The organism is Pseudoalteromonas ardens (assembly GCF_030125445.1).
Lineage (GTDB): Bacteria > Pseudomonadota > Gammaproteobacteria > Enterobacterales > Alteromonadaceae > Pseudoalteromonas > Pseudoalteromonas ardens.
This window is the reverse complement of sequence record NZ_JASJUV010000002.1, coordinates 1-21324: the sequence shown is the minus strand read 5'-3', so window position 1 is coordinate 21324 and position 21324 is coordinate 1. Positions and strand designations below refer to the sequence as shown.

Here is a 21324-nt window from a genome sequence, read left to right as displayed (position 1 = left end):
GCGTCCTGCTATCGCTGAGGCACCTACATCCATGTAGGCGAGGCAAAAATTTGTGAACCCATGTCTAAGGTATAAGGTTCTAAATGAGAAGTTTTTAACGCTGTTAGCGTCCTATTTGCTCCTTCAAATAAACCAGGCATTAAGTGAAATTGGTATCATATAGCCTGATGACATTCAGACTGCTGTATCGCGATATGCATCAACTCCAGGAGTTCCGCCATAGGCACGTTGACCTTATCGTATTCTTTTTCTTTAAGTAGAACATCTATTTTAGATGCCGTTTGATAAATATCGTGACAATCAAACATTGCTGATGTGCCCTTAAGTGCATGTATGGACCTTGCCAGCCCTTCAAAGTCGTGGTATTTGAGCTGATTTTGCAACTGCACCAGTTGCTCATGCAGTCCTGCAATATACTGAGATTTCAGTATCGAAAACTCTTCATCGGGTAAAGCCAGGTCTTCTTCAACAGTAATATTCAGGTAGTGACTGACTTTTCTGGCGAACTCAGCTCTGTCGATAGGTTTAGCCAGATGGTCAGTAAAGCCAAGCTTCAGATAACGCTCTACTTCATGGCTCATCGTGTTTGCCGTTAAAGCTATCACTGGTGCCGTGCTACCCGTAGCCTGAATAAAGTTAAATGCCTGCTCACCGTCCATCACGGGCATTTGAATATCCATCAGGATCAAGTCAAATTCCCCGTCCAACACAGCTTGCACAGCGAGCTGCCCGTTCTCAACCGCAGTCACACTCAGTCCCATCCGCTCCAGAATACGGGTTATCAGGCGGCAATTATCAACGTGATCTTCGGCCAATAATACTTCGCCTTTTAATGACTCGGATTCATAACCCTCCGGCTCTGCACCAGGCTCCTGAGTTTGATGAATTTCCGAGAAAGTGTTGAGCCATTTAGTACGCTGCGTAGTGTACAAGCCCACAGACAAAGTAAAAGCGGTACCCGAACCAACTTCGCTTTCAACTTCAATGTCTCCGTCGAGTTTCTGAGCCAGGCTTTTTGAGATATTAAGCCCAAGGCCGGTTCCCCCGTATTTTCTGGTTGTTGAAGAGTCAGCCTGATGAAAAGCGTTAAATAACTCCTTCTGCTCCGCGGTGGTCATCCCAATTCCGGTATCCTGCACTCTGATCGACAAGGTATCCTGCGTGCAACTGACATCAATGGAGATTTTACCAACAGAGGTAAACTTAAGTGCATTCGACGTTAAGTTAAGCAATATTTGTCGCAAACGGGTCGGGTCAATGACGATGTAATCAGGCAAAGGGAAATGGTAATTCAGTTCAAACTCCAACCCTTTATCTCTAATCTGCTTACCCAGCAAGGACTCAACATGGGTTATAGACTGAAACAGATTCGCCTCTATGAGTTCAACTTCCAGCCGGTTTGCTTCGATTTTAGACATATCCAGAATGTCGTTGATGAGGCCCAGAACATGACGAGAATTTTGTAAAATCACCGAAATTGCATGGTTGCGCTCATGAGGTTTGATATCACCGAGCATAATGCCGTCGGCATAACCAATTATCGACGTCATAGGTGTACGAATTTCATGGCTCATGTTTGCCAGAAAGCGACTTTTAGCCTCACTGGCATCGCGTAATTCAGACGCAAGTTGCTCTAACTCATAAGTCCGCTTGAGAACCTTTGCTTCGAGGTTTTTATTCAGCTCAATATTTTGCTCATTGGTCAGACGGTATTTGTCGGCCACTGCAAATGCCAGTAGTAAGGCATCAAGTGCTGTACCTATCAGTCCGATTAAATATAAGTTAACCGCAATGGGAGGCAATAACCCAAGATTAGTGACATTGCCAACCATGTTAGGAATTGCCATGCAGACATAGGCCAGAACGAAATAACGAGCGGGTTTGAAACCCTCCATCAAACGCAACACGCCTACATAAAGCCCCATACACAAAGCAGACCCCGTAGCCAAGGTCGCCCAGAGAAAACCAAACCCCGGAAACAAGATGCAAAAGGGAGTACCGATTGCACCAATTGCACCGACCCAAAGCGACGCAGTAGACAAAGATGGATGGGTCTCTTTTAGCTTGAGGAGTTGATTGTAAAATAGCACATTCGTGATGGGCGTCAGCGCAAAACCCAGCCAGTGTAAATGGGCGGAGTAGAATCCAAAAAGCTGATCGGATATATGAAAGAAATGACTCCAGGCAAACACCCAGGTTGCAGCAAACATGGCATAGTATAAGTGAGTCATATCTTTGGAGCCGATATAAATCAGCAGGTTATACAAACCAAGTACAATGCCCACACTAAAACAAAGGGACATAAGTAAGTTATCAATTGTTACCTGACGTTCAAACTCTTTGACCGGAATAAGCTCTAGTTTGATTGGTGTGTAAAAGTAGTCGCTCTCAAACAAGGTAACAACAAAGTACCTCTGGTTAGGCAAAAGATGTATTTTATTACCATAGTGAAAGGGGTATTCATTGGCATGCATACCACCAGTAAAAAACCGTTCCACGCCAGACTCTGAGTAAATACGTGTTTCGACATTAGACAGCACAGTATTATAGGGGTAGAGCACCAAATCCTGGTACTTAGAGTGATTTTCAATTTCTGTTACTAACCAGTACCGGCCAGAAAAAAGCGCACGTTTCGTCTGCTCCGGCTGTGTGCTTGCCCACTGTTCAACCTCAGCGAAGCTATCCGGGAAACGCGCGCCATTTTGAGCCGACAGCACCATTCCTTTATCATGTAAATTTTGCCCTCGCTGTGTACCGTCAAAGACATACACACTCGCGTTTGCAAAAAAAGTAAACAGGCACAGCAACACTGTGCATAATAGTCTTACACTACCCATTTGAGACCTAAACTGTAGCAGCTCGAGGCCAATGCCTGGCTAAAATCTATACATAACATCCACCCCAAGGCGTCTCCCCTCTCCTTTAAAGTCCTGCAGCATGCCGAGAAAAGTACTTAAATCGAACTTTAAGTGGCTGTATTCTTTATCAAACAGATTTTTTCCCCATATTCCAAAGCGCCAGTCCCCTCGCTCAAAACGCACGCTGCCACGCCACAGAGTATACCCTGACTGCATAGCGTAAGCATTCTGGTTTTGGTCGAAGTAGTACTCGGATTGATAATCAAACCCAACCGTTGAAACCAACTCTCCATGCCAAAATGACACAGAGTGCGTGACATCGCCATTGATGTTCCACTCCGGGGTAAATGGTAAACGATTGTCCGTCAGTACATTGCCCACCGGGTCAATGAACTCGTCGAAGTTTGCCTCAGGCACATAACCGGCTGCACCTCTAAACTTGAGGGACTCGCTCAGCTTATATTGTAAGGCCAGCTCAGCACCGTATATTTTTGAGCTACCTACGTTTTCTAGTAACTGAAGTGGTGGTGCGCCAGGCGTAGTTGAGGCCTGGTTCATAAACACTTGCTGATCGCTATAATCATAGAAGAACACAGCGCCATTGATAGATAAGTCATCTGCGTTGTTATATTTCGCCCCAATTTCGTGCGCATAGAGCTCCTCAGGGCCATAGTCGGCTAACTTTGCCTGCTCTTCTGTTGCCAGCAATCCGCCGTTGTATCCACCGCTTTTGGTACCATTAGCAAAACTATAGTAGAACATGAGAGAATCAGAATACTGGTAATTCCAGGCCAGACGACCGGACAGACCATCATCTTTCACTTCACCATCAACGTGGTAGTAAGGGATCGTCACCCCGTCTACCTGTGTAATATCTGCAACAATATTCAGCTGGGAAACGGAATCGTACTCTACCGTTTCATCACTATAACGAAGCCCGACAGTAATGCGATGTGCGTCGTTAAGCTGCCACTCATACTGCGCAAACGCCGCCACAGACTTTACTATAATTTCATTGTCATAGAAAAACGTATTGGTCAGGTCAGTGCTTAAAAGTCCACGATAATCCCGCAAAATATCATTGAAATTATCCTGATAGATACGCTCTTCCAGATGGAATAAACCCAGTGTAAGGTGATCTTTGTTACTGGTTTGACTGTATCGCAACTCGTTTGAAAGCATCTCATTCTTCAGACCAAGCTCCCCTTCACACAGTCTCGCAGGGCTGCCATCACAATTAAATGCGTGTCGTCTGTCCAGGCGATTAAAGCCATTTATGTAGGTTAATTGCTGGCTGTCTGAGATTTGCCAATCGCCTTGTATGGTCCAGCCTTTATAGATAGACAAATGGGGAGAGTCATTATTCACGCGAACAGCCCAGTAATCATCGCTGCCGTCATTGAAGCCAAACATGTCAAAACACCCTGGGCCACCAGCCTCCGCCGGCGTACAACGCACCCCATTAACAGGATCTTTATAGATGCCGATATTACCAACGGGCTGCACAATCCCATCCCAGTGGCCATATTCAAGTTTGGCATAAAGTGTAAATTCATCCCATTCAGCTAAGTAGCTAAGTCGGGCATCTTGCTGTTTAAGGCCCGCTTCCGGAGCTGCTTCAAATAGGTTGTAGCTTGTGTAGTCGTAATCAGTGTGATTAAAAGAAAATCGTAACGCGCTTAGCTCGTTAACTTTGGCATTATACGCCCCTTGCACCCGACGCCATTCATCGGTGCCAACACCGGCCTTAATAAAGCCATAGTTACCATCATCTGGACGCTTAGTCCTGACTAGCAGTGCGCCACCAGTGCTGTTACGTCCAAACAAAGTGCCTTGTGGACCTTTCAGTACTTCAATTTGCTCAACATCAAACAAGTTGGCTATTTGATTGTTTGCAGAGCCAACCGGCCTGCCATCAATATACATTGCGATGGGCGACGTATTGGCGGTGTTATAGTCAATTAACCCTACGCCTCGAATGTTCAATGCGGGCGGTGTGCCCTCGGCAGCATTCTGGCTGATTTTAAAGTTGGCAACATAGCCGCCTACTTCACTGATGTCTTTAATACCCTGACTGGTCAAATTATCGCCTTTCAGAGTCGCTATTGAAATGCTCACTTCCTCTAGTGTTTGCTTACGTTTTTGCGCATAAACCTCGATGACTTCGATACTATCATTGTTTGCAAAAACACTTACGGGAGAGAAAAAAACTGTAATTATTGAAATTGATATCGCTGAGAGTTTAAACATATCCGTGCTCTTTTTCTGCTTCACGCTTGTGCTTGTTTGAGTATAGTCGAAATGCAAAGACCTCCAACAAAATCGGAGGTCTTTTGTATATTATCTCTATAGTTAGCTAACCTGGCTCCCTGAATAGTCAGCTATACAGAGATTAGTCCGGTTTAAAGCCATCCTCACCACTGATATTTTCAGGTAATCCACAAATGGCTCGAGAGGTTTGCATGCCAGCCATCACCGCAGCTTCAACACACCCGGCATTAACACCTGTGCTGATCCAGTCTCCTGTCAGGTAAAGGTTACTGAAAATACTGCCATCTGTTGGGAGTCTGTATTGGCTGCTGTCTACCACAGACAAGACATATCGCTCACTGGGATCGACATTAACCCGCCAATATTGACTGTCAAATCGTTCCTCACCTTGTGCGATGCTGTCGTCATAAAGGGTATTCCAGTTGTACTGACCCGCCGCGTTATAGGCATTAGGCCATAGCGGTTTCATTTCTGTCGCGAGCTTATTGATGGCGTTTACTTTTACTTTGGCTTTTTGCTCTGACGGAAAACTATGGTGGTTACTGGGTGGGTACTCGTCACAACCAAACGCACTGCAAAAATAGGCAATGTTCTTGGGTCCGTGTGCAGGCCAGTCTTCATGCGGTAACAAATTAGACATAGCTGCCCAGGTATCAAAAGGTTGCGAGAATCCGCTGAGAATGGGGCGTTCTTCACTGGGTGGTGTGTAATTAAACCCGAGCTGTTCGTCAGTTTGATTGAGCCAAACCTGAAATGCTTGCGTTGCAACGGTTTTGACTTCACTGCTTTGCAAACTGAGCTTGCTATCCAGCGCTAACAGCTGAGGACACAAATGCTCCAGACCACCGACAGAAATACCAAAGATCACTTTATCGAAGTCCCGGCCACGCTTAAGTGACAATGTTGGCAACGACGTACCAAACTCAGCTTCATAAATTGCCGGCCAGTTACTCCAGAAAGATTCCAAATTGATATTATTCTGCTGTAATAACGCAGCCTGTGCATCGTCTATCTGGTCATAGTTCGGTCTATCCGGCCAGCATGGTAACCCTTTAACATCGACAAACGGATCGTACTGCCCATTTTTTAGCTTTACTTGCTGAGTCATCGTGATCTCGTCCACAACGTGCTCACTGCCCTGCAATGTCGGGATCAACTCGTCAACCTGGTGGAAATACTCAAACTTAACACCGCGTTTAGCCAGCAGTTCATAAATGGGTGAAAAAATAATATCGCCCATGCCAGCCTGCATTTTCCACATTACGCCACCGCGATAGCACAGCATCAACCTAAGCATCGCCAGTGAGGCTACACCCGCTTCGACATTACCATTATCAAAATCACCATCAACATACCCAAACACGAGATCATAAAATCCCCTCACGGGCGCTGATTCGACAACATACTCTTCATCGGCACCATTGCGTTTCAACCAGGCCTTAAAGTCATATTTATTAATTGCCTCAAAGCCATCTGAATGGACATGGTCACGAAGCAGGCCAATCAGCATCGCAATGGCCAGGTCAGCGCAAATGTATAAGCGCCTGATGCCAGGATGATCATCCAACAGATCTCGCGCTTCAGCTCTGAGCCAGCGTTTAAGCTTGCGGACTATGTACCAGGTAACCAAGCGGTCACGGCTGTTTGAAAGGTTTTTGTCCGATGCCCGCAAGTTCAATAGTTCATGCAATTGTGTGATCAATAATCTGGGAGTCGACCAGATCTCTTTGGCCTCATCATGTGCACTATCAAAGAAGTCAGACACTTTATCTTCAAGACTATCAAATGCCGACGTGATTTCGCTGGCAAGGTGCTGCAACAAACCTCGGTCACGACGTTTACGCGTTTGCAGTCGGATCTCTCGGTGCGCAGCTTCCACTTCATCTTCTAATCCATCTATCCATTTGTGCAACCAGGCAATGGTCATCTGGATCAGCTGCCAAAAATGCAGATCCAGCGTACCATCCGCCGGATTGCCTGGCACCAATGGAAAATCAACCGGCCAGGTTTCCCATTCATTATCAATGAATTCCTGCAACACCACAAAGCTGTGTGGCTTTAACGCCTGCTGCCATGTTGCAATAGGTACAGAACTTGGTCGGTCGAGGTTATTGTAAACGGTTTCAATCGCACGAAACGAGTTTACGTATGCGCCAAACCAAACGTGGAGGCCATGTTCCTCAATGCGCTCATGTGCATCAGGATTGCGCCCACTCGCCCCTTTCCCGCCAAGGCGCCAGCCTAACTGGTAGACTGTAATCTCATAGTCTTCCTGCCAGTTTTCTTTTTCTGTCAGATAAACAGCGGCGGTCATAGCCGATACGCCACCACCTAAAATTGCGATTTTTTCTTTGCTCATAATGACACCCTACCCCAACTCCGCTCTGACAATTTCATGAGCCCCGTCTTGATCAAAGTCCATACACAGATAATAAGGTAGCTTTGCAAACTGCTCGCCCACTGCGATCCCAAACATATCTTCCAGAGGAAATGCATCAACCTGATTAATGGTGACTTTGTATTCGTCCTTTAAAAAGCCCAGTTTGTGGAGCTTTTTCACTTCTGAAGGAGAGTGAACAACCGCACTGTACACACTGTTGGTGGCGTAGCCATCCGGAAACTGCTTGAAAAAGATTTGGTCTAACATAGGGTTAGTAAACCCAGTTAGTAGCTGTTTGATAAACTCGCTACTAATATCGATTTCACTGGCAGTTTCATGGAGCAGTTCGGCAACCTCCTTGCTTATCTCTACCGCCTCCTCGAACCAGGTGTCATCATCCGCCACCCGCTCGATGGATAAGAGCTCGTACCAGGCCATTTTTTTATTTGGATCGTAGGGTTGAAAAGTCTCAAGACTCAAAGAGAAGTGATCGGCATGTCGCCGGTCACTGGGCATTTCATAGCGACATAAGTACTTGTTGTACCCCCAGGTCTCACGGCCATTGATCAGCGCATTGATGTTATTCACAGTGATAAATGCGGGATACCAATAAAGATGAGTCATACGGTTGGTGTTTTTACATACTTCAGCAACTGGTACCCAGATAATGATATCTGTTTCCTGCATGTAGCCATAATTACTAAATGGCGGAACCTTAGATGCGATATTTTCGATATCAGTAAATGTCAGCAGACAATGCGAAGATATGGCCTTGTAGGTGTTAATTTCATTGGGTACGGAGTTCAACGTAGCATCGAAAAACGCCTGTATTTTCTCAATTTTCCCTTTTAAAAAAAATCCATACATCATTGCATTGAGCATTCTGCAAGGTGGTTTAGCAATGGGGTTACCCAAAAAATGGCGATAAGGGATAGTCAGTTTTTCAGACATAGAAAACTCCTTCTATTGCGGTAGTAGTATGCGGCGACAGAAACACAGCGATAACAAATAAACTGCTATCACTGCTCCCATGCGCTATCAGCAACCACCACATCACAACTTAAAGCTGTACTTCCATGACCGATAACCGGGGTGTTAAGTGCCCACAATGATTAAGATGACACTAAGTCTAGTTCATCTTTAATGCGTCGATAGTTAAATTTAATCTTTGCCAACTGCGCCACTTCTCCCTGACACCTCGCAAGGTAGTGCTCGTGAGCATCACTGTCGTAATGTGTAGACAGTCTGTTCATGAAACCATGCTCATAACGGGTACGGAAGCACTCAACATTGGGCTGTTGCTGTAGTATTTCCATTACTGGCACTATGTCAAAGTGGCTTTCCTGATAGGGAAAAAAAACATCAACCCGACAGCCAGGGTTGAGATGCAAATAGTTCCGTATCTGTCCGGGATAAAATGCTATCAGCTTTACGGAGCTCTTTAATGCGATTGCAGACAAAGCCCGCCAGGCAGCAACCGCCCCAGCACTAAAAGCAATGATCAGATCCGGTTGGTAGGCCAGGATGTCGTCCAATACTTTTCGCATATACGCATCGTGCCCAACTTCATTGATAAAACTTTGATAAACCTGGCTTTCTGGCAGGTGTCCTTTTGCCTGCCGATCACCGTAGGGAGAACTCACTTTGCAATCACCATCCAGGTTTTGTGCAAAGTCCTCGAGATAGTCGCTATGACCGAATATATCACTGACGATAAGCGTAACCATGATTGTCTTCTCTTATTTCCAATTTAATTATTATATTAATCGTTACGCTAACCCCCCATCTTAACTGAAAAGTGCACCAATTGCAGCGTAACTAAGTGTGTCTATCCATGTTCATCAAGCGGTGCAAACTGAGGTGGAACCCTCTAAAATGTAGCAAACCATTACCATTTGTAAAAATAATTAAAACTCAAATATACCGCTTAGCCATTTCTATGAAATATCCGGCCCGAGCTACCATATTCTCCGCTTTTTTAGGACCTCTGCTAAACTCTTTATTCAGGTGACATAATCGGAGAAATGCGTGAAGTTCTTTTTGCTGTTGTTAACGTGTATTACATCAGTTTGTTACGCGCATATCGAGAATCATGCTATATCCTGGATCACCTTAGACTTTCCACCTTACTACATCTATGCAGACCGGGATGAAGGCGAAGGGCGAGATGAACAGGTAATTTCGTTATTGCATACTCAGTTAAGTACACTGGACTATTATCACCATAGCTTTCCAGCCAGCCGCGCCATCCATGAGCTGAGTCACAGCCCTAACGGCTACTGTATGATTTCGCTTTATAAAACAGCCAGCAGAAAAAAATACATCACCTATACAAAACACCATTCAACAGTAGGCCTGTCACCCGGGCTGGCACTCAGAAAAGAAACCATACTTAAACTCGGATTGGACGTCCTTAAGCCGGTATCTTTGGTCGATCTGATGCTCAAGCATGACCTTACTTTGGGCATCGCGCAAAGCCGTTCATATGGAGAAAAGCTCGATAAGCTTATCGAACGATTACCACGCGATCAGATTGTGATCCGTCCTGGATGGGATACACTGCAAAGCCTCACCAATATGCTGGTTAAAAAGCGGGTGGACTTGGTCCTGGGCTATCCAAGTGAACACTACTACCTGAGTAAGCGTCTTGGTGCAGATAACCTGACGCAAATTTCCTTAATCGGCGTTCCGCTTATCGCCAAGGGCTATATCGGTTGTACCAACAATGCCTGGGGCAAAAAGGCTGTGGCCCTGTTTGATCAGGCATTAGTTAACCTGGTCAAAACAGAGGCGTACAAACGCATTATGTTAAAATGGCTACCAACTCACTTGAAAGACAAACTGAATAGGCACCTCATTAATGAAACAGCTCGATTCAATAATGAGGTGCACATCGGAGAAGACCGAAACTAACCCGCTATTAGCGGTTTTTATAAAAGTAGCTTTCTTTTTCTATGGTGATACTCGCATCTTCCTGGGCCGTCACCACAAACTTCAATGGTGTTGCTGTGCGGCTTAAATCATAACCATCCGCTGTAACAGTCACTGGTACCAGAAGCATTTGCCCCGCCTCAATCCTGATCGAATCAGGCGCTGATAAACTGGCATGTTCTATCCCACTGATCCCAACCTGATAATGCAAGGTTTGCTGGGTTTTATTGATGATACTCAGGGTATAAGGGTTTTCCACCAGCCCCTCATAATTCACGCGGTATAACGCGTTTCTGTCGCGGATCACTGAAGCTTCTATAGGCGTACGATTCATTGCCCAGACCACCATAGTGACCACAATCATAGCGAACAGGGCCGCATATCCCACCAACTTCAGCCTGAACGGATTCGTCTTTTTACCCGACAGCGTGTTTTCACTGGTGTACTTGATAAGCCCGGTCTCATAGCCAAACTTATGCATGGTCTCATCACAGGCGTCAATACACAGTCCACAGTTAATACACTCGTATTGCAGACCATTTCTGATATCAATGCCCGCCGGACACACTTCAACACATAGATTACAGTCAACACAATCGCCTAATCCCATGGCTTTGTGATCTGCTTTGCGTTTTCTGGGACCACGGTTTTCGCCCCGCGCACTATCGTATGATACAACTAGGGTATCTTTATCAAACATCACAGATTGAAAGCGTGAATATGGACAAGCCACGTTACACATTTTCTCGCGCAAGAAACCAGCATTCCCGTAGGTACAAAATGCAAATAAAAACACCCAAAAGCTCACAAGACCTGACCATTGCAGTGTAAACATATCGGTATAGAGCGCTTTAGCAGGCACAAAATAGGCCATAAAAGAAGTGGCTGTAAAGACAGAGATCAGCAACCACACTGCATGTTTTGCCAGTTTCTTAGATACTTTTTTGCCATCCCAGTTGCTTTTATCCAGTTTAATTCTTTGGTTTCGAGTCCCTTCGATCCGATGTTCAACCCAGGTGAACATCAGCATCCAAATCGTTTGCGGGCAAGTGTAACCACACCACACTCGGCCCAGCCAGTTAGTTACAAAAAACAAGCCAAATGCGCCAGCCATAAATACCCAGGCCAGGATCATGAAATCATGCGGTAATAAAGTGACGCCAAAAATACGAAACTGCTGAGAAGCCACATCCAGTAATACAGCTTGCTGGCCTTTGTATGGGATCCAGGGAATGGCAATGAAAACCAACATCAGGAACCAACCCAGATAGCGACGGATCTGCTGGAAAGGCCCCTTTTGTTCGCGGATATAAATCGGCCCATCCTGCTTATAGGGCTTAATGATCATATCTTCTTCTTTAATATCGAACTTCATAATACTTGCTTATTGAAAGTGAAACACACCAATACAATTTGCAAGTTTCAGACCAAACTGAAAGTTTTTAACCTGTTGTTTTATAATGATTTTAAAATTAATGAAAAACATCAAATCGCGATATATCACGAAACCCCGTTATATATCACGTTCTCTTTGAATATTTAGCTTCTTCATTTTTGATCGCAGAGTGCTTTCTGGCATACCCAGTAGTGCTGCTGCGCCCTGCTCACCTGCCACCCGCCACTGACAAAGTTCTAAAACTGAGAGTATGTGTTCCCGCTGGGCATGTTCAAGAGATAAATCCTGAGATACGGCCGCTTCCCCCATATTTGCAGCCAGTGCCTGGGTCAGCCTGAGTGTTCTGCCTGTAGCTAATATGGCTTCACGTTCGAGGATATTTTGCAGTTCACGAATATTGCCCGGCCAGTCATAAGCCTGTAACTTTACCAGTGAAGATTTGGCGATACCACGCAATTGCTTACCCAAACGAGCGTTAAGCCGCGATAGCATATTGGCGCATAACAAAGGGATGTCTTCAAGCCGCTCTCTGAGTGCCGGTACTTTAATAGGAAAGACATTGAGGCGATAGTATAAGTCCATCCTGAACTCCCCCTTTTCCACCATGTGCCACAGATCTCGGTTGGTCGCGGCAATCACCCGAATATCTACTGAAATGGTTTTGCTCCCCCCAACACGCTCAAACTCCTGTTCCTGGAGCACCCTCAGTAGCTTGCTCTGTGCTTCGAGTGGCAACTCGCCAATTTCATCGAGGAATAACGTGCCCTGATGTGCCAGTTCAAAACGCCCCTTACGTCGTTCATTCGCCCCTGTAAACGCCCCTTTTTCATGGCCAAACAGTTCAGACTCCAGCAAGCTGGGTGAAAAAGCGGCACAGTTAACACGTACAAACGGTTGGCTACTTCTTAAGCTCAGGCGATGCAGATTCCGCGCAACCAGTTCTTTTCCGGTGCCATTCTCACCCAGGACCAGTACAGTGCTATCGGTCTGGCTAACCAGCTTTATTTGCTCCAGCATAGTCTGAAAAATATGACTCTGGCCCACCAACCCGGAATCCTGCCAGTCTTCATTAATCTCTGCCAGCAGATAGCTGTTTTCCTCTTTGAGTTGCTCAGACAGCGTCTGAACTTGCTCGAGCGCGTCTCTCAGTGCCTGTTCAGCCTCCACTTGTTTTGATATATCGCGAAATATCGCGACAGCACCGATAACTTGGCCATCCTTATATACGGGTGTTGACGTGTACTCCACAGCGAAACAACTGCCATCTTTGCGCCAAAACACCTCATCTGTGACATGCCGGGTCTTGCCGTCAAACATGGTTCGATAAATTTGGCAGTGATCCGCTGGATAAGGCGTGCCATCTGCATAACTATGGTGATGGTATTGATGTATTTTCTTGCCCAATAACTCGTCTGCAGACCAGCCTGTCATTCTTTCTGCGGCCGGGTTAATAAACACGGCATTACCTGATAGATCAAAGCCGTATATTCCTTCGCCAACTGCATTAAGCAGCAGACGGGGATCGTTCAAGAATTGTGCGATTACAGAAGACATAGATTACCTCGTGATATTTCACGAAGTAATCTAACATGACTGGTGCAGAAGCAAAACTACCCGACTATGCTTTGAATAAAGAAAGTGCCTGTGCATCAAAATTGCTAAGATTCGGAAACAGCTCTGTCATTTCGCTATCCGCGAGACCAAACCAACGTGCCAGCGGTGCGAAATACTGTTCATTACTGAACGCCGGGATCAGACGTCCGCCTCCGACATCATTTGAGCCATCGAGCTGCTGTGGCATCATAGCGCCATGCACATCTCCGCCATTTACTGCGCCACCAAGTATCAACTGATTGCCTGCCCAGCCGTGGTCGGTACCATCTCCGTTAGAGGTTAATGTGCGCCCAAAATCAGACATGGTAAATGTACTAACCTGCTCGGTCAGCTCCAGCTCAGCCAGGGCACTTTGGAATTCTACTAAGCTTTGTGTAAGTGCGCCCAGCAATGCCGGATGGGCAGACTCCTGCTCGTCGTGCGTATCAAATCCACCCATAGAAACAAAGAAGATCTGTCGTTTAGCACCCAGTTGGGACTGGATACTGATGGTTTTCGCGACCGCTGCCAATTGTGCTGACAGGCTCGATTCGCCAAATTCAGTAGCCAGTACCGGTGCCTCTTCCAGCAAAGCATTCATATATAAAGTATGTTCAATAGAACCATTTAACCTGCTTCCATACGCCGATGCCAACGGATGAGACGTCTGGTTAAACAAGGTTTGCATCACGCGCCTTACATGCTCTACGCGCGGCTCATAACCGCTCAGGGCGTTAATTTTACTGATGCCGCTTTTGCTCAATGCAAACGCACTGGTATTCATGCCAGTTTGCCATGGATTTGCCCCATCTACGGTAATATTGCTGCCAAATACCGTGCCCTGATCTAACCGCTCTAATAACCTTGCACCCCAGCCGGTGTTAAGCGTTTGCTTTTCCTGGCCGTGCATCCAGGTTGCCTGTTGATCATTATGCGAAAACAAATGCTGCGGTAATGGCACGCTCCTGGCTTGATACTGAGCTAAGGACGTCGGTGTGATCAAAGTCCCCACGCCGCCCACAAAGGCCAAAGCCTGCTGGTCAAAATAAGGCTGTAATGAAGACATCGCAGGATGCAGGCCAACGCCACCTTCAAACTGGCTGGCAGTTGTCAGTGACAGCGGATCCTGCACAGCCAGGTTTTGGCGGCTTGCTTCGTACCAGGTACGGTGATCGCCCGTCAGCGGAACCAGCATATTCATGGAGTCGTTGCCGCCATACAGATACACGCATACCAGAGCTTTGTAGTCTGAAAAGTTACGTTGTTCTACGCTGCCCGACAGCGCCTGAAGCTGCAAACTGGTCAATGCTGCAGCCGACATGCCTCCCTTCAGGCACAGTGATAGAAAGTCTCTTCTGCTCTTGTTCATCTTGCCGGCCTCCTAATACTGCACGTTAAATTCGGGTGATAGTGACACCATAAACAAAAGCTGTCCGACTCTGTCTGCCGCACTTTTATTCACAAAGTATGCGTCGAGCTCAATGAACGCTTCCCGGGTTGCTTGTGACATATTGCCTGCAAAATACAGCACATTATATCTGTCTAGCAACGCGTTGAGCCCGCTGGCTTCGAGCAATGAGATATCGCTGTGACCATACAAATAAATTGCCGATGGCTTGAGCGTATCGTGGCGCTCAGCCATGCGCCAGACCAAGTCGCTATAGTGCTGGTTTAACGTGCCAATCATCGCAGCATCATTCGCTATCTGTAATTCAGGTGCAAACAAACCTTGCTCACTCAGCTCTGCTGGCTGATGATCTGGCCTGAAGAAGTTAAATACGGAAGGTGATAACATCGGGCCCTGACCAAATCTGTCATCCAGGTTCCAGGTGAAGTAGTTACCTTCTTCGCTGTGCGCATCCAATGTACGCCACATCTGAACCCCTTTCAGTATTGGCTCTTTAATTTTTCCCTGATGTGCCAGAACAGACCCATACCGCCGCGCCTCATCATCCAGGTAAATGGCACGGATCACCGCACTGAGGTCTCCCCGCACACCGCTCCCATTGTCATTAAATACCATAGCAACGCGCTCTACATATTGAGCGGTAGGATTTGAGGTGATCAAACGCTGAATAAGCTGCTTGCTGATAAAGGGACCAACATTGCTATGGTTAAATAGGTTATCTAAAGCGAGCTGCATAGAGTCTTCTGGCCCGACACCGGCCGGGATCACTTCACCATTCAGTAGTGTTTTTTCAAACTCTGAGTGATAGTCTGGAAATGCTTGCATCGGCAAACTAAAATTGCGGCTTGGACGATTCCAGCGAGCCGAGAATGCAAACGTCCAGCCCGTGAAAACACGTGCAAACCCGGTGATCTCTTGCTGAGAATAGGTTGCGATACTTTGGCCGTTATCATCACGCATGATAGTGCCGTCCTGATTAAGCATATCAAGCCCGATAGTAAACAACTGCATGACTTCTCGTGCGTAATTTTCGTCGGGTCGAATATTGCGCGCAGGATCTGCCTTTTCATTACCAAGATGGCTGAGATAGGTCCCCATCACAGGTGACAAAGTCACAGCTTCCAGCAATGCCCGATAGTTGCCAAACGCATGCTCAAGTAACAGATCATAATAGGCCAGCATACCTTCCGGTTCGCCTTTTAATGCGTTGTTTGCGTCTGAGACCACAAAAATCTCGCTCAAAGCAAAAGCCACGCGCTGTCTCAGTTGATCATCCGCATTCAGTGTGGCTTTCCACCAGGCATCAATACGATTTATCTGATATGGCGTATCTCTGTCAGGGTAGTTCTCCAATAACGGAGAATGAAGAGTTGCCGGCAATGCCATTTGCGCATCCAGCCACTGCTCTTCACTCATACCAGTAGCCGCATTCACTTCTTCGAGTGTTGGCCCCATGGTTCCCTGGTGTAAGAGCAATGCGGCCTGAACGTCTGACATCGCATTGCTGGCATAGACATCTATCTCAGAGGTTGTCTCTGCGCCCTGCGGATCCGTTACTGTGACTGAGAACTGATAAGTATCACCAGTAGCCTGGTAAGTTTCTGGCAAAGTAATTACCAGCGTTGGGCCCGTGACATCACCCAGTTCCACTTCCGGGCCACTTAACTGCTTCCAGAGATAGCGAAATGAAGAATCCTCAGGGTCTGCCACATTGGCAGACAAGGTCAATGGCGCACCTTTGATCACCTCGGGCTGAGTGACAGCGACAACGACTTCAGGCGGCGTGTTTGGTTGCTCGGGCGTTTCATCAGTTCCTTCAGCAACATCGTTGTTGCCCTCATCTTCCGAGTTATCACCCTGTTCTTGCGTGGGTTGTTCAGTATCTCCGGCAGACTGCTGAGGTGTTGGAGTATCTGTTGTTGTGTTTGATGACGTATTACTTGAGGTTGGGCTGCTGTCTGACGAGCCACCACCGCAGGCGACCAGGGTTGTCAGGCAAAACGCCGCAAAATAAAGGTGAGTATTCATAATTGCAGTGTCCACAATAGAACTTAATACTTTTATAACAGAGCATTTTGAAAAAACATATACTAAATTACTATCATTCTCTAAAGCTCTATACACTCTTCTAACAGTGTTTGTGGATCCTGACGACCAGCTTTGCAGACAATTTGCTGTTGTAACAGCTCAGCACTATTCATTACAGGCACGGGCAAATACCCGACCATAACTTTGATATGCGCACACTCTTCCTGCACTGGGTAACATCACCTTATTTATCGACTGGCTCACACTGTGCGACTATCGTGGTAAATAAGCCCCTGTTTTATAGCTAGTAAAACAATAATAATGCCATTATGATCAGACTCGATAGAGCAGCCACAGATTCATTTTTATGGCTGGTGTAGTCTTCAGACATTCGGAAATTTACTTAGTGGCCAATTTTGCAACTCACTTCAAAGCAGCTGTGGTAGTCAGTGCCGCCGCATCATCCGTTATACTGGCAACGAGCCTTGCCGATATGAGCAATATATTGCTGCTATTTATATTAGGTACGTTGGCAGGTCTTCTGCCAGATCTCGATGCCGACAAATCACGCTCGTTAAATAGTCTGTTTTCGATATTTGCGCTGTGTGCAGCCATTGCTCTGCCACTGGCCATCGAGTTTCATTCTCTGCTCAGCATCTGGTTGTCCGGGTTGGGCGTCTATCTACTTATTATGTATGGCCTGAAGCCTATATTTGAAAGTTATACCATTCACCGCGGCGCAAGCCACTCGCTGTTGTCTGTGCTGATGTTTGCCATCATCACAGTTAATATCCCTTTGCATTTGGATGAAGGGCTGCCTTTTGCGTTGTTATGCGCAGTGATGGTGGTATTAGGCATGCTGACCCACTTGATCCTCGATGAGTGCTACGCAGTAGACATCAATAACAATGAACTGAAAGCCTCCTTTGGTAGTGCGCTCAAGCCCGTCGCGACCAGTGCGCCGCTGGCTTCCCTGCTTCAGTTAGGTGTAGTGCTATTGGGAAGCTATTTACTGCTCCCTCATTACGAAGACATATCCGAGGTCATTCAGCTTTGGCAAAGCAAACTGATCAGCCTGCCCTTGCTGCCAGATATGGAAACTTTAAAACAGTTTTATTAATCGAAGGTGAGTTCAGCAACTAAGTTAGTTGCTGAACTCTGTGTTTATTTATGTATTACTGGCAGGTGTAGCTAGGTGCTAAACCTTTAGCGACTTCCCACTTCGCGGTTAGCAATGAAGCCGGGCCTTTGCTGTCATGAGACAGTTCCCAGTTCATGATGCCGCCAGCATTGAGTTTTGCGTATTCTGTTTTGGCACGGATAGTTGGAATACCATTATAGTAACTGCTGCCATCCGTATCCCGGCAGGCATTAGCAGGGTTTTCCTGAACCAAAGTCCGATATGCCTTCCAGGTTGGGCGCGCGTAAAAAGGCACACCTAATACTGTTTTTTCTTTGCTCAGGCCACGACTCTGCCAGTATGCAATGGAATCTTTGGCATATTGCATAGACGCATGATTGCCATTGTTCGCATCGTAAGCCATCAGGTTCAGAAAATCGATATCCTGGAATACAGACTCCAGAACACCACCGCCCGTATAGCCTAACGCAACAACCGCAGCGGTCAGGAACTTACCACGAGCACGCAACTCTACACTTAGTTCCTTCATCAACAAAGCGTAGTTATTTGCTGAAGTACCAGGATCTGGATATTCCCAATCCATATCTACACCATCCAGGTTGTGTAACGCTACGAAGGCCATTACTTCGCGTACAAAGGTCGCGCGACCTTGTGCTGACGCCGCAAATGTTTCAAATGCGCTGTCATCGCCACCATTCCAGCCACCTATAGCAATACCAACTTTTACATTGTTTGCATGCGCAGAATTTACCAGCGCTGTCATTTTACTCAAATTTTCAAGCGGCTGAAGTGTGCCATCTGCGTTAGGTAACAAGAATGAGTAATTGATATGCGTCAGTTTATCAAACTGGATATCACTAACAGCCCCCTGCCAGCTTGGGAAGTAACCGACTATTTTAAAATTAGGATCACCCGGAGGGAAATCATCGGCTGCGACAGTAAAGTTTACTGCACTGGACTCCCCTTTGCCGCCTGCGGCATCAACTGCAAATACCTGTAACTGATGACTGCCTAACCCTTGTGCTTGCCATGGCACAGAATACGGCGCGGTATTATCTGTCGCAATCAGCGTACCATCGATAAAGAATTCAGCCCGTTCAATCGCAACATTCTGCGGATGAGAAACAGATGCTGACAAATCGATAGGCGTTCCTATAATAATGCTCGCGTTATTGCTCGGTGAGGTGACCGTTACTTGCGGTACCGGATCAGTCGCGTCGCAATTACCATCCTTATTCCATACAGCGTAAGTCGTAGAGTTGTTTGCGGGGTTTTGATTCTGAGTCCACCACTTTGCGGTATAACTCACAGACTGATAAGTGACTGAATCCCCTTTGGTATAGACACTCTGAGCCTGCCAGTCAGTTAAGTTGCTACAGTCCACCGCAAGCGCGACTTCCATTGCACCAAGCAATGGCAGCGCCATTAATAAGTTTTTATATTTCATTACCTTTTCCATGTTGTATTTGTCGGCAAACGCAGGCCGCACCGACATTTAAAGAGTTGATGACCTGCCCTCCCAGAGTAACAGAGCGAACAAAAATCATACAGGCAACATGTTCTTCGACCTTAGTCTAATAGCCCAGATCTCAAACGCCGAAACCAGCTACTTTAAGCTGCTCCGGTTCGACGGTGCTGAAAAGCCAGCTCGCAGCTCGTACACTGATTGCAGCGAGGCACGTCCATGAACAGCTTGCCAATGCCTTGTACGATGGATAGTTAATAACGTTACAGGAGTCAGGACAGTTGTTAACGGTGACTGGGTAATAACGCGGGTGAAATATAATTTATCAGGGAGAAAGTTACAGGTGGTGGTGGATTACGAGACCCCAAATAATAGCAAATTTCTGTTTAACTATTCGAAAAGCTGTTTAAGTATTTTAAAAACCCATTTTTCGCAGTTTTCGCGCGCGGCATCAGCTTGTGGCTGGTCGCATGTTTCCATTGACCTTAGATGGGCTTAGTGAAGCAATTAAAGAGTTGAGCTAATGACAGAGCAAAAAACCCGCCTCTTTCGAGTTCCGCTTTTTTTGTTTGGAGTCTGATGAAACTTGTAAGATCTCCTGCTCACATTTTGGCCTGTTAGTAGTTCCCGCATCAAGTGCGGGATGACGGTGGTGTGGGCTTTGTGATCGGAAAGTTATACAACTTTTTAAATCGCACATAGCAAAAAAGCCCGACTCTTTCGAATCGGGCTTTGATGTACAAGGAGGTACGAATGTCGATGATATTCATGGGTGAATTGCGACCGAAGCACCACTTCGCAGCTATCGTGCAAAGTCGTGCTTTAGCGCGGCCTTTGCGCAAGGTGAAATGAGCAATTGTAGAGAACGCAGACCTATTCACAGCGCAAAAGGAGCCCTCCACAGGGAAGTGTCCCCAAAGACTGCTAGTACCAGCTTCATGGATGAATAGACAACACCGCTCTGTCTACAACTTCATCGACGCTTTTTTAAATTCCAAACGCAAAAAAGCCCGACTCTTTCGAATCGAGCTTTGATGTACAAGGAGGTACGAATGTCGATGATATTCATGGGTGAATTGCGACCGAAGCACCGCTTCGCAGCTATCGTGCAAAGTCGTGCTTTAGCGCGGCCTTTGCGCAAGGTGAAATGAGCAATTGTAGAGAACGCAGACCTATTCACAGCACAAAAGGAGCCCTCCACTGGGAAGTGTCCCCAAAGACTGCTAGTACCAGCTTCATAGATGAATAGACAACACCGCACTGTCTAGAGCTTTTGAATCGCACATAGCAAAAAACCCGCTGCATTGCTGCAACGGGTTTCTTTAATTAGGAGCTTGGCAATGTCCTACTTTCACATGGACGAAATGAGACCGAAGCACCGCTTCGCAGCTCATTGAGATGAGCGCAAGGACGCGCGATGGGACCCAGCTTCATGGATGAATAGACAACGCAATTCTATCTACAACTTCATCGACACTTTTTTAAATCGCACATAGCAAAAAACCCGCTGCATTGCTGCAACGGGTTTCTTTTATTAGGCCCTGGCGATGTCCTACTTTCACATGGGAAACCCCACACTATCATCGGCGCTATTTCGTTTCACTACTGAGTTCGGCATGGGGTCAGGTGGTTCCAAAATGCTATGTTCACCAGGAAATTCTGTGTGCAAGATGTTTAACAACATCTCACTAAAATCTGGAAAAGCGTATTAAATTCTTATCGTCTACTTTAATTCTTAACTTCTAACAAACAAAACCACTTTGGCGTTGTATGGTTAAGCCTCACGGGTAATTAGTACGAGTTAGCTCAATGGCTCACACCACTTCCACATCTCGCCTATCAACGTTGTAGTC

General features: G+C 46.4%; 13 protein-coding genes and 2 rRNA genes. 2 read left to right on the top strand and 13 right to left on the bottom strand.

Translation table 11 applies throughout. The annotated features are described in order from the left end of the window. Nucleotides 1-155: 155 nt before the first annotated feature. The 5 genes from QNM19_RS05090 to QNM19_RS05070 form a co-directional block, all read right to left on the bottom strand. Nucleotides 156-2837, bottom strand: a complete 2682-nt coding sequence (locus QNM19_RS05090) for an ATP-binding protein (protein ID WP_049863176.1) — start codon at nucleotides 2835-2837, stop codon at nucleotides 156-158. Nucleotides 2838-2876: 39 nt separating this feature from the next. Then, a complete protein-coding gene (locus tag QNM19_RS05085) occupies nucleotides 2877-5108 on the bottom strand; it encodes a TonB-dependent receptor (RefSeq protein WP_049863177.1) in 2232 nt (743 codons plus the stop codon). 142 nt (nucleotides 5109-5250) lie between these two features. Then, nucleotides 5251-7488, bottom strand: a complete 2238-nt coding sequence (locus QNM19_RS05080) for an NAD(P)-binding protein (protein WP_049863178.1) — start codon at nucleotides 7486-7488, stop codon at nucleotides 5251-5253. Nucleotides 7489-7497: 9 nt separating this feature from the next. Beyond that, nucleotides 7498-8460, bottom strand: coding sequence for an acetoacetate decarboxylase family protein (locus QNM19_RS05075; RefSeq protein ID WP_284026432.1), 963 nt, complete (start codon nucleotides 8458-8460; stop codon nucleotides 7498-7500). A 161-nt stretch (nucleotides 8461-8621) separates the two neighbouring features. Continuing rightward, nucleotides 8622-9236 carry a TroA family protein gene (locus QNM19_RS05070; protein WP_049863179.1) on the bottom strand — a complete coding sequence of 205 codons (615 nt, stop codon included), beginning with the start codon at nucleotides 9234-9236 and terminating at the stop codon, nucleotides 8622-8624. Nucleotides 9237-9537: 301 nt separating this feature from the next. On the opposite strand from QNM19_RS05070, the gene QNM19_RS05065 reads away from it, so the two are divergent. Then, entirely contained in the window at nucleotides 9538-10422 is an 885-nt protein-coding gene (locus tag QNM19_RS05065) for a transporter substrate-binding domain-containing protein (protein ID WP_049863180.1), read from the top strand. Between the two features lie 7 nt (nucleotides 10423-10429). Here the strand turns inward: QNM19_RS05065 and ccoG are convergent, their stop codons facing one another. From ccoG to QNM19_RS05040, 5 genes are all read right to left on the bottom strand, one after another. Continuing rightward, on the bottom strand, nucleotides 10430-11815 hold the full coding sequence (gene ccoG, locus QNM19_RS05060; RefSeq protein WP_049863181.1) for a cytochrome c oxidase accessory protein CcoG: 1386 nt from the start codon (nucleotides 11813-11815) through the stop codon (nucleotides 10430-10432). 138 nt (nucleotides 11816-11953) lie between these two features. Continuing rightward, a complete protein-coding gene (locus QNM19_RS05055; protein ID WP_049863182.1) occupies nucleotides 11954-13390 on the bottom strand; it encodes a sigma-54 interaction domain-containing protein in 1437 nt (478 codons plus the stop codon). 64 nt (nucleotides 13391-13454) lie between these two features. Continuing rightward, a complete protein-coding gene (locus tag QNM19_RS05050; RefSeq protein WP_049863183.1) occupies nucleotides 13455-14798 on the bottom strand; it encodes a DUF1501 domain-containing protein in 1344 nt (447 codons plus the stop codon). Nucleotides 14799-14810: 12 nt separating this feature from the next. Continuing rightward, a complete protein-coding gene (locus tag QNM19_RS05045; RefSeq protein ID WP_049863184.1) occupies nucleotides 14811-16865 on the bottom strand; it encodes a DUF1800 domain-containing protein in 2055 nt (684 codons plus the stop codon). Nucleotides 16866-16945: 80 nt separating this feature from the next. After that, the gene (locus QNM19_RS05040) at nucleotides 16946-17095 is read right to left on the bottom strand and encodes a hypothetical protein (RefSeq protein WP_156202150.1); all 150 of its coding nucleotides are present in this window, start codon (nucleotides 17093-17095) and stop codon (nucleotides 16946-16948) included. 176 nt (nucleotides 17096-17271) lie between these two features. On the opposite strand from QNM19_RS05040, the gene QNM19_RS05035 reads away from it, so the two are divergent. Next, a complete protein-coding gene (locus QNM19_RS05035; RefSeq protein ID WP_197094222.1) occupies nucleotides 17272-17985 on the top strand; it encodes a metal-dependent hydrolase in 714 nt (237 codons plus the stop codon). A gap of 55 nt (nucleotides 17986-18040) precedes the next feature. On the opposite strand, the gene QNM19_RS05030 is transcribed toward QNM19_RS05035, so the two are convergent. The 3 genes from QNM19_RS05030 to QNM19_RS05020 all read right to left on the bottom strand — a co-directional run. Continuing rightward, nucleotides 18041-19453, bottom strand: coding sequence for a glycosyl hydrolase family 18 protein (locus tag QNM19_RS05030; protein ID WP_284026431.1), 1413 nt, complete (start codon nucleotides 19451-19453; stop codon nucleotides 18041-18043). A gap of 1557 nt (nucleotides 19454-21010) precedes the next feature. Continuing rightward, nucleotides 21011-21125 (bottom strand): 5S ribosomal RNA (gene rrf / locus QNM19_RS05025). A gap of 116 nt (nucleotides 21126-21241) precedes the next feature. Then, a 23S ribosomal RNA gene (locus QNM19_RS05020) occupies nucleotides 21242-21324 on the bottom strand; the annotation flags it as partial.